8 protein-coding genes and 1 pseudogene are annotated in these 14,490 nt (G+C 68.9%); 4 read left to right on the forward strand and 5 right to left on the reverse strand.

The genetic code is table 11. The features are described from left to right. Positions 1 to 31 precede the first annotated feature (31 nt). The 4 genes from KZ813_RS13500 to KZ813_RS13515 form a co-directional block, all read right to left on the reverse strand. Positions 32 to 1,834 (reverse strand): DUF885 domain-containing protein, encoded by a 1,803-nt coding sequence (locus tag KZ813_RS13500; RefSeq protein WP_258046762.1) that lies wholly within the window; start codon positions 1,832 to 1,834, stop codon positions 32 to 34. A gap of 46 nt (positions 1,835 to 1,880) precedes the next feature. Continuing rightward, entirely contained in the window at positions 1,881 to 4,121 is a 2,241-nt protein-coding gene (locus tag KZ813_RS13505; protein WP_219755509.1) for a TonB-dependent receptor, read from the reverse strand. Between the two features lie 162 nt (positions 4,122 to 4,283). Beyond that, positions 4,284 to 4,736 carry a hypothetical protein gene (locus KZ813_RS13510; RefSeq protein WP_258046763.1) on the reverse strand — a complete coding sequence of 151 codons (453 nt, stop codon included), beginning with the start codon at positions 4,734 to 4,736 and terminating at the stop codon, positions 4,284 to 4,286. Positions 4,737 to 4,899: 163 nt separating this feature from the next. After that, positions 4,900 to 6,198, reverse strand: a complete 1,299-nt coding sequence (locus KZ813_RS13515; protein WP_219755510.1) for an amidohydrolase family protein — start codon at positions 6,196 to 6,198, stop codon at positions 4,900 to 4,902. Between the two features lie 296 nt (positions 6,199 to 6,494). Here KZ813_RS13515 and KZ813_RS13520 point away from each other — a divergent pair, with 296 nt between their 5' ends. The 3 genes and pseudogenes from KZ813_RS13520 (at position 6,495) to KZ813_RS13530 (ending at position 10,334) form a co-directional block, all read left to right on the forward strand. Further along, complete coding sequence (locus KZ813_RS13520) at positions 6,495 to 8,279, forward strand: DUF885 domain-containing protein (protein WP_258046764.1); 1,785 nt, start codon at positions 6,495 to 6,497, stop codon at positions 8,277 to 8,279. A 43-nt stretch (positions 8,280 to 8,322) separates the two neighbouring features. Next, positions 8,323 to 9,525 carry a 3-oxoadipyl-CoA thiolase gene (gene pcaF, locus KZ813_RS13525; protein ID WP_219755512.1) on the forward strand — a complete coding sequence of 401 codons (1,203 nt, stop codon included), beginning with the start codon at positions 8,323 to 8,325 and terminating at the stop codon, positions 9,523 to 9,525. Between the two features lie 92 nt (positions 9,526 to 9,617). Then, positions 9,618 to 10,334, forward strand: a pseudogene (locus tag KZ813_RS13530) (IS6 family transposase). On the opposite strand, the gene KZ813_RS13535 reads toward KZ813_RS13530, so the two are convergent. After that, positions 10,264 to 11,238, reverse strand: coding sequence for an alpha/beta hydrolase (locus tag KZ813_RS13535; RefSeq protein ID WP_219755513.1), 975 nt, complete (start codon positions 11,236 to 11,238; stop codon positions 10,264 to 10,266). The pseudogene KZ813_RS13530 and the gene KZ813_RS13535 overlap by 71 nt on opposite strands. A gap of 370 nt (positions 11,239 to 11,608) precedes the next feature. On the opposite strand from KZ813_RS13535, the gene KZ813_RS13540 reads away from it, so the two are divergent. Next, the gene (locus KZ813_RS13540; RefSeq protein ID WP_308461893.1) at positions 11,609 to 14,410 is read left to right on the forward strand and encodes a TonB-dependent receptor domain-containing protein; all 2,802 of its coding nucleotides are present in this window, start codon (positions 11,609 to 11,611) and stop codon (positions 14,408 to 14,410) included. The last annotated feature ends 80 nt before the right edge of the window (positions 14,411 to 14,490 follow it).

Here is a 14,490-nt window from a genome sequence, read left to right on the forward strand (position 1 = left end):
GGCAGGTGTCGGCGAGTTTTGGGATCAGGGCTCAGGCCGCCGACCAGCTCGCCACCGCCTGTTCCAGCACCGCGAGCGGGACCGGACCCGACTGCAGCACCAGGTCGTGGAAGCCGCGCACATCGAAGCGCGCGCCCATGGCGCCCCGCGCGCGCTCGCGCGCGGCGACGATGCGGTTGGCGCCGACCTTGAAGCTGCACGCTTGCCCAGGATACACGCAGTAGCGCGTGACCTCGCGCTCGGTCGCGAGGGGCTGCTCGCCGGCGTGCTCGACCATCCAGGCGACTGCCTGCTCCTTGGTCCAGCGCTTGTAGTGGATGCCGGTGTCGACGACGATGCGTGCGGCGCGGAACAGCTCGGACTGGAGATAGCCGATCCGCCCGAACGGGTCGGCCTCGAAGAGGCCGAGCTCGTCGGCCACCTGCTGCGCGTAGAGCGCCCATCCCTCGGTATAGGCGGAGAAGCGCACCATGCGGCGGAACAGCGGCAGCGCCGGGCTGTGCGCGAGCACGCTGTACTGAAAATGATGGCCCGGCACGCCCTCATGGTGCGCGAGCGTCGGCAGCCGCCATGTCGTGTGCTCGGCGGGGGTCTTGAGGTTGAGCGAGAAGACGCCGGGCTCCCCTTTGCTCCCCTCGCTGTAGAAGGCGCCCGGCGCGCCGCCCTCGATCGCGACCGGGATGCGGCGGACCACGATGGGGTCGACCGCGACGTTGCCGAAGGCGCGCGGCAGCCGCTCGATCACCCGGCGCAGCGCGGTGTCGGCGATAGCGAGCAGCCGCGCGCGGCCGGCGTCGTCGTCGGAGACGCGAAAGCGCGCGTCGGCGTTGAGCGCGGCGATCCGCTCGCCCACAGTGCCTCGGCTCAAGCCTTGCGCGCGCAGGCTCGCGTCGATCTCCGCCGCCAGCGCCGCGTACTGCGCGAGCCCGGTCTCGTGCAGCTCGGCAGGGGTGAGCGCGGCGGTGGTGTTGGCGCGGCACGCGGCGGCGTAATAGGCCTCGCCGTCGGGCAGGCGCCATACGCCAGCGGTATCGACCGCCCGCGGCGCCAACGCCGCCAGCGCGGCGGCCTGACGGTCGAGCGCCGGCGCGATCGCCGTGCGGAACACCGCCAGCGCGGCGTCGTCGCGGTCCCCCAGCTCCTTGGCGCGGATCCGCGCCAGCGCCGGCGCGAGCAGCGCGGACTCGAGCGGGGCGCCGTCGCGCAGCGCATGGATCTGCGCCACCGTCTTGGCGATGACGAAGCCCGGCGGCGCGACCCCGATTGCGGCGTCGTGGCGGATGCGATCGGTCTCCTGATCGAGCGCGGCCGGCAGTGCCGCGAGCCGCGCGCGCCAGGCGTCGACGTCCGCGGCGTCGTCGATCGGGTGCCGGCTGCCGATGAAGTCGGGCAGCCAATAATAAGCGCCGTTCATCTGGCTGACGACATAAGGGCTCGGGCGCAGGTTGCCGTCGACATAGCCGTAGCGCGCCAGGAGATCGTCGAGCGTGTCGTAGACGAAGCGCGCGACGTCATGGTCGAGCGCCCACCGGGGCGACAGGCGCGCGCGGTCGATCCCGGCGAGCTGCGCGCGCGCGACGCGGATCGCGGCCCGGTCGGCGGCGCGCGCCGCCATCGACCGATCGTCGAGCCGGTAGCGCAGCGCCGCATGGGCTCCGCTATCGAAGTCGTTGGCGGTCGCTTCCTCGGGCGAGCGCGCCAGATAGGCCTCGCTGTGGCGCTGGAGTAGCGCGGCGAGCGCGGCGTCAACGGCGCCCGGCGCCGCGTCCGCCGGCAGCGCGGCGGCGAGCAGCCCGACCGCCGAGCTGCCCAGGAACTGTCGCCGGTCGATCATGCTGTCTCCCTCAATCGTTGATCGTCCGGCGGCGCGGCCGACGCCGTCAGAACTTGTAGCCCAGCGTCCCGCCGATCACGCGATAGGACGGCTCGACCTGCACGCCGCTGTAGAAGGCTTTCTCGTACGCGTTGGCGAAATAGCGCGCCTTGAACAGATTCTCGACGAAGACCGTGGCACGCAGGCGGTCGTTCTCGAGCCCGGCGCGCAGGTTGACGTTATGGTACCCGGGCGAGACGAACGGGTAGACGGTGTAGCGATAGGCGAGCGGCGTCGAAAGCATCTCCGAGCGGTAGCTCCACTCCGCGCGCGCGAAGCCGTCGATCCGATCAGTGATCGGCCGCTTGTACTGCGCCTGCGCGCCGAGCGTGAACTTGGGCGCGTTCACCAGCGGTCGGCCAGTGATGTCGATCACCACGCCGTCGATCAGCGCGTTGCGATAGTCCTTGAACTTGGACTCATTGTAGCCGGCGTTGCCGCTCAGCTTGATCGCGTCGCTGACGCGCAGGTCAAAGCTGCCCTCGACGCCGTAGCTGTCCGCCGCGGCGGCGTTGGCGATCCCGCTGACGCCGCGCAACAGGCCGGTGACCGGATCGATATATTGGAAGCGGATCGTCTGCTGCACGTCGTTCCACTTCATGTAGAAGCCGGTGACGTCGACGCGCAGGCGGCGGTCGAACAGGTCGAATTTCGACCCGAGCTCGTAGTTCCACAGCGTCTCGGGCTGGAAATCGTTGGCGAGGTTGACGTTGTTGCTGGTCTGCGTGCCGCCCGACTTGAACCCGCGCGACGCCGTGGCGAACAGCAGCAGGTCGCGCTGGAGCTTGTAGCTGAGCGTCAGCTTGGGCGAGATATCCTCGAACGCGGCCGAGCGGTTGTTCACCGCGGTGAGGATGTCGTTGGAACGGTTCTCGGCGTAGTTGCGCGTTTTCTCGAACGAGTAGCGGCCGCCCACCGTGGCCGAGAAGCGCTCGGTGAGGTTGAAGGTGCCCTGCGCGAAGATCGCCATATATTTGGTCGCGCTGTCGGAGATCAGCCCGGTGACGGCGAGGCCCTCGCAGTTATTCGCGCGCGCGGCGGGGCACAGCGGGCTGTCCGCGCCGTGGAAGGTCTGCTGGCCGGTCACGCCGGTGTCGCGCCCGACCGAGGCACCCAGGCTCCAGTCGAGGAAGTTGGTGCCGTTGGACTGGAGGCGGAGCTCGCCGCTGGTCGACTTGCGGGTGAGCTTCAGGTTCTCGTAGAAGTAATCGCGGCTGCCGCCGTCGACATCGCCGTAGTTGAACACGTCCGACTTTAGATGACCGACGACGGCAGTGATCGAGGCGAGGCCGACATCCCACACCGCTCGGGTGCTGTAATATTGATATTTGCTGCCGACCCGCTGCGGTCGGTTGAAATTCACGCGGTCGGTGTTGTCGGGAAAGAAGCCGACGCCATCGGGGTCGCCGATCAGCCCGGCGGTGCGGCCGTAATAGACCGAGGCCCAGGTCGCGGTGACGAAGCCGGTCGGCACGCCGTTGCGCATGCCAGTGGCCTCGTCGGAGTAGCTATAGGCGAAGTCCCAGGTGAGCCCGTCCAGCGGGGTGAGCCGCGCCTGGATCCGGCCGGTGTAGAACTTGCTGTCGTTGCCCCCGCCGATCGGGTTGATGTTCGTGATGTAACCATCCGACTCTTCGTACTGCCCGGAGGCGCGCAGCGCGAGCACGCCGTCGATCACCGGCACGTTCAGCACGCCCTGCGCGCGCTTGGTGTCGAAGCTGCTGTAGCCCAGCTCGATCTCACCCTCGAAGTGATTGACCGGCTTCTTGGTGATGATGTTGATCGCGCCGCCCACCGAGTTGCGGCCGAAATACGTGCCCTGCGGCCCGCGCAGCACCTCGATTCGCTCCAGATCAACGATCTGCGGGTTGCTGGTCGCGGCGGCGACGTTGAACTCGTCGATGTAGAAGGCGTAGCTGCCCTGGCGCACGTCGGCATAAGGATTGAGCTGGTTGGAGATGCCGCGGATCGACAGATCCTTGCGGTCGCGCGAGCCGTTGGACTGGAAGCTGACGTTGGGGGTGAGGGCGAAATAGTCCTCGACGCTCTGTACGTTCTGATCGCGCAGCGTCTGCGCGGTAATGGCGGTGATCGCGATCGGCACGTCCTGGATCGACTCGGCGCGGCGCTGCGCGGTGACGACGATGTCGCCGCCCGGCGTCTCGCCGCTCGCCTCGCTGACGGTCTCGTCCTGCGTTGCCTGCTGCGCCGTCGCAGGCGCGGCGAACGCGGCGAGGAGGGTCGCCATGACGGCGCCGTGTCGAAGCTGTGGTACGCCGCGGCGGGCGCCGCGCATGCGATCGTTCATGCCATGCCCCTTCGTTCGCCGGCGCGCGACCGCGCACCGGCATCTCTGTCCACGTTCCCCTGACGGTCGCCCGCCGTGTCGGCGGTGCGCGGCCTTAGCGGCTCACTTGGTCCAGCAGGCCGGGTCGGGCGGCCCCTTGGCGAGGTCGACCGGCGCGCGGACCAGGGTGATCGACGCGATCTTCCCGCCGCGCAGCTCGGCGTGGCCGGCCGCGAGCACGCAGCCGAGCTTGCCGTCGCGGCGCGAGCGGATCACGTGATAGGTGTAGAGGCGGTCACCCTGCTGGAACGCCGCCTTGAACGGCACCACGATCTCGACGTCGCCGCCGCCCGCCTGGATCTTCTGGAAATGAGTCGCCCACTGATCCACGCCGCGGATCACGGTTCGACCCTCCAGTGTCAAGGTCGCGTCCGGCGTGAAGTAGCGCGAGAAGTTCTCGGCCGTGAAAGCTCCTGGGGTCTTGAATGCCTGGTCCCACCAAACAAACATCCGCGATAGCGCATCCGTCGGCTGTTGAGCCGCGACCGGTGTTGCCAAGATCATAGCCGCGGCCATGGTCGCGGTTAGGCGCTGTCTCATCCTCGCTATCTCCCCTTGCGTGCCGCGCTACCTTGCCCCTGTCGCAACGGCCTCGTAGCTGAGTGTCGGTGAGTTACGTTGTTGTTACAACGCCTTCGCAAGGAAGCGATCGTTGCTTTGGACGCAACGATCGGCGGTGTCAGGGCGTGACGCGCGCCGGATCGCTGTCGTCGCGAACGATCGCGCCGCCCTTCATCACGAACGCGATGCGACGCAGCGCGCCGATGTCGGCGGTCGGGTCCGCGGGCAGCGCGACGATATCGGCATACTGGCCGGCGGCGATCTGGCCGACACTCGCCTCGCGGCCCAGCATCGTCGCGGCCCGGATCGTCGCGGACTGAAGCGCCTGGAGCGGCGTCATGCCCGCCTTCACGTACAATTCCGCTTCGGCGACCGTGGCGTTGGTCCCGCCGTTGGGCTCGAACGGGAATTGGTCGGTGCCGAGCGCGACATTGACGCCGAGGCGGATCGCCTTCTGCAGCATCGCCCAGTGATCCCTGCCGGTCGAGGCGACGCGCTCGAGATACCAGTCGGGCGAGCCGATCTTGCGGTAGAACTCATAGGCGCCGGGCTGGCTCACCACCATCGTCGGCACCAGCCACACGCCCTTGGCCTTCATGTCGGCGAGTACCGCGTCGTCGAGGTGGTAGCCGTGCTCAAAGCCGTCGATGCCGAACCGCAGCGCCTGGCGGGCGGCCTCGACCGAGCCGTTGTGCGCGGTGACCTTGACGCCGTTGCGATGCGCCACCTCGATCAGGGTCGACAGCTCGTCGTCGGTCATCGGCGCGGCGGAGATGCTGCCGTGCGTGTCGGAGATGCCGCCCGAGATCGCGATCTTGATCCAGGTCGCGCCCAGCTTGATCTGCTGGCGCACCGCGCGTGAGAGTGCGGCCGGCCCGTCCGCCTCGAGCGAGCCGTGGCCGCCCGTGGTCACGATCACCTCGCCGGCGGTCTCGATCCGCGGGCCGGGCACCTCGCCGCGATCGATCGCGCGTTTGAGCGCGAAGTCTGTGCCATGATCCTCGCCGGTGAGGCGCACGGTGGTGACGCCGGCGAGCAAGGTGCGGCGCGCATTGTCCGCCATGCGCAGCACCTCCTCCGCGTCGGTCTCGTTGAGCAGCGCGTTGCCCTGCGCGCCTGGCAGCTTGAGCCCGAGGTGGACATGCATATTCATCAGCCCGGGGATCAGCCACTGGCCGCGCATCGGCAAGACGGTGGCACCCGCGGGCACCGCCACCGCGCCCGAGGGGCCGACCCGCACAATCCGCTCGCCCTGTACCAGCACCGTGGCGTCGGCGATCTTGGTGCCCTTGGCGACGTCGACCACGGTGCCGCCGACCAGTGCCACGACCGGCACGGCGGGCGCCGCGGCGTCCTGCGCGAGCACGGGGCCGGTGGCACAGGCCGCGAGCAGCAACGCGACGAACGATCGCTTCATGGTAGTGTCCCCCGATTGCCCCGGGGCGTCTCGGCCCCGGTGCCGCAGCATGGGCGATCACCGCTCGCCCACAAGCGTGTTCGCGCGAGTAAGTCGTTGCGTCAGGCGCAACATCCCGCGCCACCGACCGATCGCTGCGCGATCAGGCGAGCGCGAAAACGGGAGAAATCCTTGCCTTTAGGCAGTTTCGTTGGTGCGGTGAACGCCTCCCGCGCGCGCCGGCGGGTGTCTTGGCAAGGTCGCGTTCGTTGCGCAGACTGCGCGCGAATGGGGGCGGTATGGGTGACGACATAGCATTGAGTCTCTCGCGCCGCGCAGCTCTTCGGCTGCTCGGCACGACGATGCTGGCCGCGGCAGCGCCGCTGCGCGCCGCCGACAGCGACGCGTCGCAACGGCTGCGCGCACTGCTTGACGATAGCGCCGCGGCCGACGCGCGGCTCGACCCGCTGGGCGCGGCGCGCAAGGGCGCGGCGGCGGGCGGATCGGTCTTCGTCGACCCGCTCAGCGACGCTTATGCGACCACGCTGCGCGCCAACAAGAGCGCGGAACTGGCGCGGCTCGGGGCGATCGATCGCGCGGCACTGCCGCCGGTCGACCAGATCGCCTATGACGTGTTCGCCTATCGGCTGCGCCAGACGCTCGCCTATATCGCCGACGGCTCGTTCAAGGTCGCGCAGCTCACGCCGCTGAACCCGTCGTTCGGGTTGCAGGTGGAGTTCCCCGACTTCGTCGCCGGCCCGAGCGCGCCCTTCGCGACGCTGGTCGATTATGAGGATGGACTGCGGCGGCTCGATGGCTTCGCCGGTCATCTCGACCAGAATGTCGTGCGACTGCGTGAGGGCCTGGCGCAGGGCTATGTGCAGCCGCGCATCATCGTCGAGAACATCCTGCGCCAGGTCGACGCGCTGCTCGCCATCCCGGTCGACGACAGCCCCTTCTTCAAGGCGATCGGGCGCATGCCCGGGAGCGTCACGCCGCCCGACCGGACGCGGCTGACGCTCGCCTATCGTGCCGCGATCGCGGGCAAGGTCTATCCGGCTTATGCGCGCTGGCAGCGTTACCTGCGGGAGACCTATCTGCCGCGCGCCGCCGCGGCGCCGGGTCGCTGGGCGCTCAAGGGCGGCAACGCGCTCTACGCCGCGGAACTCGCCCGCCATACCACCACGGCGCGCTCGGCGGACGACATCCACCGGCTGGGGCTCAGCGAGGTCGCGCGGATACGCGGCGAGATGGAGCAGGTGCGGGTCACGATCGGCTTCAGCGGCGACCTGCACGCGCTGTTCGAGCACGTGCGGACCGACAAGCGCTATTATTATACCCGGTCCGAGCAGCTGCTCGCACGCTTCGCCGCGATCGAGGCGCAGATCTGGGCCGCGATCCCGCGGCTCTTCCACGATCGGCCGAAAGCGCCGTTCGCGGTGCGCCCGCTGCCCGCGCTCGGTGAGCAGCGCGGCACCGGCTATTACCGCCCCGGCGAGCCCGACGGGGTGTCGCCCGGCATCCTCTATTTCAACATGGCGATGCTCAGCACGCGCCCGATCCCGACGCTGGAGACGCTGACGCTGCACGAGGGCATACCGGGCCACCATTTCCAGCTGACGCTCGCGCGCGAGAATCTGGCGCTGCCGCCGCTGCTGCGCTTCGGCGAGGCGACTGCCTATACCGAGGGCTGGGGCCTGTACGCCGAGTCGCTCGGCCGCGACTTGGGCATGTTCACCGACCCGATGCAATGGTTCGGCCATCTCGACATGGAGATGCTGCGCGCGGTGCGGCTGGTGGTGGATACCGGCCTCCACGCGCAACGCTGGGAGCGGCAGCGCGCGATCGATTATATGCTCGCCAACACCTCGATGGCGGTCAAAGACGTCGCGGTCGAGATCGATCGCTACATCGCCTACCCGGGCCAGGCGTGCGCGTACAAGATCGGCGAGCTCAAGTTCCGCGAGCTGCGCGAGCGCGCCGCCGCGGCGCGTGGCGCCAGCTTCGACGTGCGCGACTATCATCGCGCGGTACTCGACACTGGCGCGTTGCCGATGGACGTGCTCGACGCCAAGATCAGCGCGTGGATCGCCGCGCCTTAAGCGACCCGCACCGCACGATGCCACGCTGGAACAGGACGACCCGATGCCCGACGCCTTCCTCTGCGACGCGGTGCGCACCCCGATCGGCAAGCTCAACGGCGCGCTCGCCGCGGTGCGCGCCGACGATCTCGCCGCCGTCCCGCTGCGCGCCTTGGTCGAGCGCAACCCGTCGGTCGACTGGGCGGGCGTGGACGACGTGCTGCTCGGCTGCGCCAACCAGGCCGGCGAGGACAATCGCAACGTCGCGCGCATGGCGGTGCTGCTCGCCGGCCTGCCCGAGACCGTGCCGGGAGCTACCGTCAACCGCCTGTGCGGCTCGGGGCTCAACGCGCTCGGCATGGCGGCGCAGGCGATCCGCTGCGGCGACGCCGCGCTGGCGATCGCGGGCGGGGTCGAGAGCATGACCCGCGCGCCCTATGTGATGGGCAAGGCCGCGGGCGCGTTCGACCGCGCGCAGCAGCTCGAGGACACCACGCTGGGCTGGCGGCTCGTCAACCCGGCGATGCGCGCGGCGTACGGCGTCGACACGATGCCGCAGACCGCCGAGCACGTCGCCGAGCAATGGGGCGTGTCGCGCGCCGAGCAGGACGCCTTCGCGCTCGCCAGCCAGGAGAAAGCCGCGACGGCGATCGCGAGCGGGCGGCTCGCGGCCGAGATCGTGCCTGTCACCGTGGCGCGGCGCGGCGCCGAGCCGATCGTCGTCGCGGTCGACGAGCACCCGCGCGCGACCAGCCTCGCGGCGCTGGCGCGGCTCACGCCCGTGGTCCGCGCCGACGGCACGGTGACCGCGGGCAACGCCTCGGGGCTCAACGACGGCGCCGCGGCGATGCTGGTGGCGAGCGAGGCGGCGGCGGCGCGCCACGGGCTGACGCCGCGCGCGCGCGTGCTGGGGCTGGCGCTCTCGGGCATCGCGCCGCGGATCATGGGAGCGGGGCCGATCGAGGCGGCGCGCAAGCTGTGCCGGCTGACCGGCGTGGGGCTCGAGCGGCTCGACGTGATCGAGCTCAACGAGGCCTTCGCCGCGCAGGCGATCGCGACGCTGCGCGACCTGGGCGTCGCGCCCGACGACCCGCGGGTCAACCGCAACGGCGGCGCGATCGCGCTCGGCCACCCGCTCGGCATGTCGGGCGCGCGGCTGGCGCTCACCGCGACGGAGGAGCTTCACCGCGTCGGCGGGCGCTACGCCATGGCCTTCATGTGCGTCGGCGTCGGCCAGGGCATCGCGCTGATGCTCGAGCGGGTCTGACCGGCGCGAGAGCCGGTCGGGGGGCTCTGGCAAAGCTAAGGCTCTGTCAAAGCTAATGCACCTGCGGCGCTCGCCAAGGTAGGGGAGGGACCATGCCCCGCCTCCGCAAGCCAGCCAGTCCGTTCCGCTACTTCAACTCGTCGCCCGAGGTGATCCGGCTGGTGGTGCTGATGTACGTGCGCTTCCCGTTGTCGCTGCGGAACGTGGAGGATCTGCTGTTTGAGCGCGGGATCGACATCTGCCACGAGACGGTGAGGCTGTGGTGGAACAGGTTCGGTCCGCTGTTCGCGGGCGAGGTCCGGCGCCAGCGGGTGAGCCGCATGCGCGGCTTCCGTCACTGGCGCTGGCACCTGGACGAGATGTACGTGAAGCTGAACGGCGAGATGATCTACCTATGGCGCGCGGTGGATCACGAGGGCGAGATCCTCGAGAGCTACGTCACCAAGACACGCGACAAGAAGGCAGCGCTCGCCTTCATGAAGAAGGCGCTCAAACGCCACGACTCGCCCGAGGCGATCACCACCGACGGTCTGCGCTCCTACGGTGCGGCGCCGAGCGAACTCGGCACCCGCGAGAAGCAGGAGGTGGGTCGCTGGGCCAACGACCGAGTCGAGAACTCGCACCTGCCCTTCAGGCGACGAGAGCGGGCGATGCTGCGGTTCCGGCAGATGCGAACGTTACAGAAGTTCGCCTAAGTTCATGCCAACGTCCACAACCACTTCAACCACGAACGCCACTTCATTGACAGGCAGACCTACAAGCAGCGCCGCTCCGCGGCGCCGGCCGAGTGGCAGGCGCTCGCCAGCTGATCCGTTGCCCACAAAGCCCGAGGTGCATCGTGCAGAGACGAGTTCGCGTTAGACTGACAGCACCCTCGTCGCTCATCCAGTCGGCAAGCCGATCCGGCCAATGCTGGATCGACAACCTCTCGTCGTGCACGCCGACATTGAAGCCATGGCCCACGCCGGAGAAGATGTGGAGCTCTGCCGTCCGCCCCGCCTGCTTTAGCTGCTGGAAAAGGGTGAGGGCGGGGCCGGCGCAGCACGTGTCGAGCGCGCCCGCCGCGATAAACGCGGGCGGCGCGTGCGCCACGTCGGCCGCGGGTATGCCGATCGGCCCCGGGTAGACGAGCACCTGGAAGTCCGGTCTCCCGTTGATCCGTGCCAGGTTGTCACCCCTCACCTGATCACCGGACTCGAAATTGTCAGCGACCAACGAGACGAGCTCGCCGCCTGCTGAGAAGCCCATCAGGCCGATCCGGCGAGGACTCACGCCGTAATCAGCGGCATGCGCTCGCACCCAGCGCACCGCGCGCCGAGCGTCGGCCGCGGCGTCACGCTCGATCGTGTAAGTCGAGCCTGGCTCACGCGCGAGACGGTAGCGCAGCACGAAGACGGTGATGCCGTAGCGATTGAGGATTTTCGCGGGGGCAACGCCCTCGTTCTGGAACACCAGCATGCGATGTCCCCCGCCGGGCGCGATGATGATCGCGGTACCGTTCGCGTGCTCGCTGCGCGGCCGGAGGATCGTCAGAGAGGGTCGGTGTACGTTGTGGACGTACGCGCCGTCCTCGAGTTGCTCCTGCTCCCCCGCGCGCCGTTCCGAACCTGGTGCAGCGCGACCCCAGATGGCGACGACGTCGGATGACTGGGGCGCGGTTGCAGCGAGCAGGGGCGCGACGAGCGCGAGAGCGGGCAGAAACAAGCGACGCATGGTCGGAACTCCGCGAGCCAGCGCGACACCGCCCGACCGCCGTGGTCTGACACGCGCGCGCGCATCGCGTCGAGCACCTCCAGCAAAGGAATGTTACGCGATTGGTTATATTGACATTATAACCAAGTGCCTCGATCAGATAATCAAATTACAAAATAAATCGCTCGCAGGGTAGGTTCATTCCAAACGGGGGAATTGGGCTTTGAAGACCACATTGCTGCTGCTCGCGTCCGCCTCGGCGCTGCTCGCACCAGGGGCAGCGTTCGCGCAGGCCGAAAGCGTCGCTGTTCCTACGCCTTCCACGGAGCCACCGGGCGCCGCGGCTGATCCCGCACCCGTCCAGGACGATGCCCCCACCGCCGACATTACAGTGACCGGCTCGCGTCTCGCCTCACGCGGCTACTCGCAGCCCACGCCCACGACCACGGTGAACCGCGACGACATCGAGAAGCTGTCCCAACCCAACCTTTTCCAGGCGATCCGCCTGCTGCCCGCGTTGCAGGGCAGTTCGGGGCGCCAGACGCGCGGCAACAGCACCAGCAGCGGCCAGCAGGGCCTCAGCTCCTTCGCGCTACGCGGTCTCGGCGAGCTCCGCACGCTTACGCTGCTCGACGGTCAGCGGGTCACCCCGGCCAACTTCATCGGCGTGCCCGATATCAGCCAGTTCCCGCAGCTCCTGGTGGAGCGGGTCGACGTGGTGACCGGCGGCGCCTCGGCCTCCTACGGCTCGGACGCGGTCGGCGGCGTGGTCAATTTCGTTACCAACAAGCGCTTCACCGGCGTGCGGGCCAACCTGCAGACCGGCATCACCACCTATGGCGACGACCCGAACGTGACCGCGCAGGTCGCCTGGGGCGGCGCGTCGCAGGACGGACGACTGCATGTCCAGGTGAGCGGCGAATATAGCTATGAGGGAGGCACGCCGGCGGGCGACTTCGGCGTCTCCGGCGGCGTGAACGGGCGCGATTGGTACAACGCGCCCGCCTTCCTCGGTCGCTCGAACGCGGCGACGGTCGACGGCCTTCCGCGCTACACGCTGATCAGCCGCGCGCAGCCGTTCCAATATGCGAGATTCGGCCTGATCACGTCCGGCCCGCTGCAGGGCACGGCCTTCGGTCCCGGCGGCGTGCCCTATCAGTTCGACTATGGTTCGGCCGGTCGCCCGCTGGGCAACGGTCAGGTGACGGGGTGCTTCAATCCCTTCTGCGTCGGCGGCGACCTCAGCGCGCAGATCGGTGAGTCGCCCAGTCTCGCCAGTCGGCTCGAGCGCGGCGTCGGCTACGGCCGCGTCGGCTTCGACGTCAGCGACGGCATGGAGGTGTTCGCCACCGCCACGCTGGCGCGCGTGCTGTCACGCAACTTCCCCAATCGCGGCGCCGAGCGGATCGGGCTGACCGTCCAGTGCGACAACGCCTTCCTCCCCGCCGCCGTGCGCGACGGCTGCGCCGCCAATGGGATCACCAGCTTCCAGTTCGGCACGGTCACCGGCCAGTTCGCCGACCCGATCACGGTGCGCACACGCCGCGACCAGCAGCGCTACGTGCTCGGGGTCGACGGCAAGGTGGCGATCGCCGGCACCGAGTGGCGCGTCAACGCCTATGGCGCACACGGCGTGAGCACGATCGCGGTCGACGTCAGCAATATCTCGCTGCAGCCGCACTTCAACGCCGCGATCGACGCGGTGACCGCGCCCGACGGCAGCATCGTGTGCCGAAGCGCGGTCGCGCGTGCGGCGGGATGCGTGCCGTTCAACGCCTTCGGCGACGTCACCAACTCCGCCGCCGCCTACGCCTATGTGATGCCCGAGAACGGCCCCCGGCAGCGCTCGCGCCAGGAGCAGAATGTCGCCAGCTTCAACCTGACCGGCGAGCCTTTTCCGTCCTGGGCGGGGCCGGTGGCGATCGCGTTCGGCGTCGAGGGTCGAGAGGAGATCTACCGCACCGTCGCCGACCCCTACGGCAACGGCGTGAGCGCGGCGACGCCGAACTCCGCGCTGTATTCCGCCGATCCGCTGCTCAACACCACGGTCGGCAACAACTGGTACGCGGGCAACTACAAGGCGGGGCGGGGCCGCTACGGCGTCAAGGAAGCCTATGCCGAGATCAACGTTCCCATCCTCGACTCGGACGTCCTGGGCGAGGCCAACGTCAACGGCGCGGTCCGCGTCACCGACTATACCACCTCGGGCACGGTGGAGGCGTGGAAGATCGGCGGCGTGTGGAAGACCCCGCTCGATGGCTTCCGCCTGCGTGCGGTGACCTCGCGCGACGTGCGTGCCCCCAACCTAAGCGAGCTGTTCGCGGCGCAGATCGTCACCAACTCGACCGTGCTGTACCGCGGCAACGTCATCAACATCCAGAATCGCGTCGCGGGCAACACCGACCTGCGGCCAGAGATCGGCCGCAGCACCGAGGTCGGGTTCGTCTATGCCGAGCCGAGCTGGCTGCCCGGCTTCGCCGTGTCGGTCGACTATTATGACATCAAGATCAGCGACGCGATCATCTCGCTCGGCGCGCAGCAGATCGTCGACCTGTGCGAGCAGGGCGCGCAGGACCAGTGCGCCGCCACCTTGCTCGACAGCCCGACACCGGGCGCGAACTACGTTCAGGTCACCGCCTTCAACGCTGCCAGCATCCGCACGAAGGGTTTCGACGTCGAGGCGTCGTATCGCTTCCCGCTCTCCGGGATCGGCCTTCCTGGGCGCATCACGTTGCGCGGCCTGGCCACCCACGTCATCGAGCTGGTGACGACGTCCAACGTCATCGGTTCGATCCCGATCGACACCGCCGGGGTCAACAGCGGCACCACGCCCGATTGGAAGGGCTTGCTGACGCAGAGCTGGGACACCGACCGCTTCAGCCTATCGCTGACAGAGCGCTTCATCAGCGACGGTGTCTACTCGAACGAGTGGATCGAGTGCCGGAGCAGCTGCCCGATCTCGACCAACAACAACCCGACGGTCGACGACAACAGCATGCCGGGCGCCTTCTACGTCGATCTGGGCGGCAGCTACAACCTGACCAGCGAGGTCAGCGCCTTCTTCCGCGTGGACAATCTTCTCGACAAAGACCCCGTCGCGGCGCCGTCCACCGGCGTGAGCCCGGGCGTCAACTCGCTGCTGTACGACGTGCTCGGCCGCACCTTCCGACTGGGCGTGCGCGCCAACTTCTGACCGGGACCCTCGGGAATCCCATCGATTTCGCGACGGCCGCCGTCAGAGCGGCCGCGTGACGCGAGGCGACCATAGCGCCC

This window comes from Sphingomonas folli (assembly GCF_019429525.1).
Lineage (GTDB): Bacteria > Pseudomonadota > Alphaproteobacteria > Sphingomonadales > Sphingomonadaceae > Sphingomonas > Sphingomonas folii.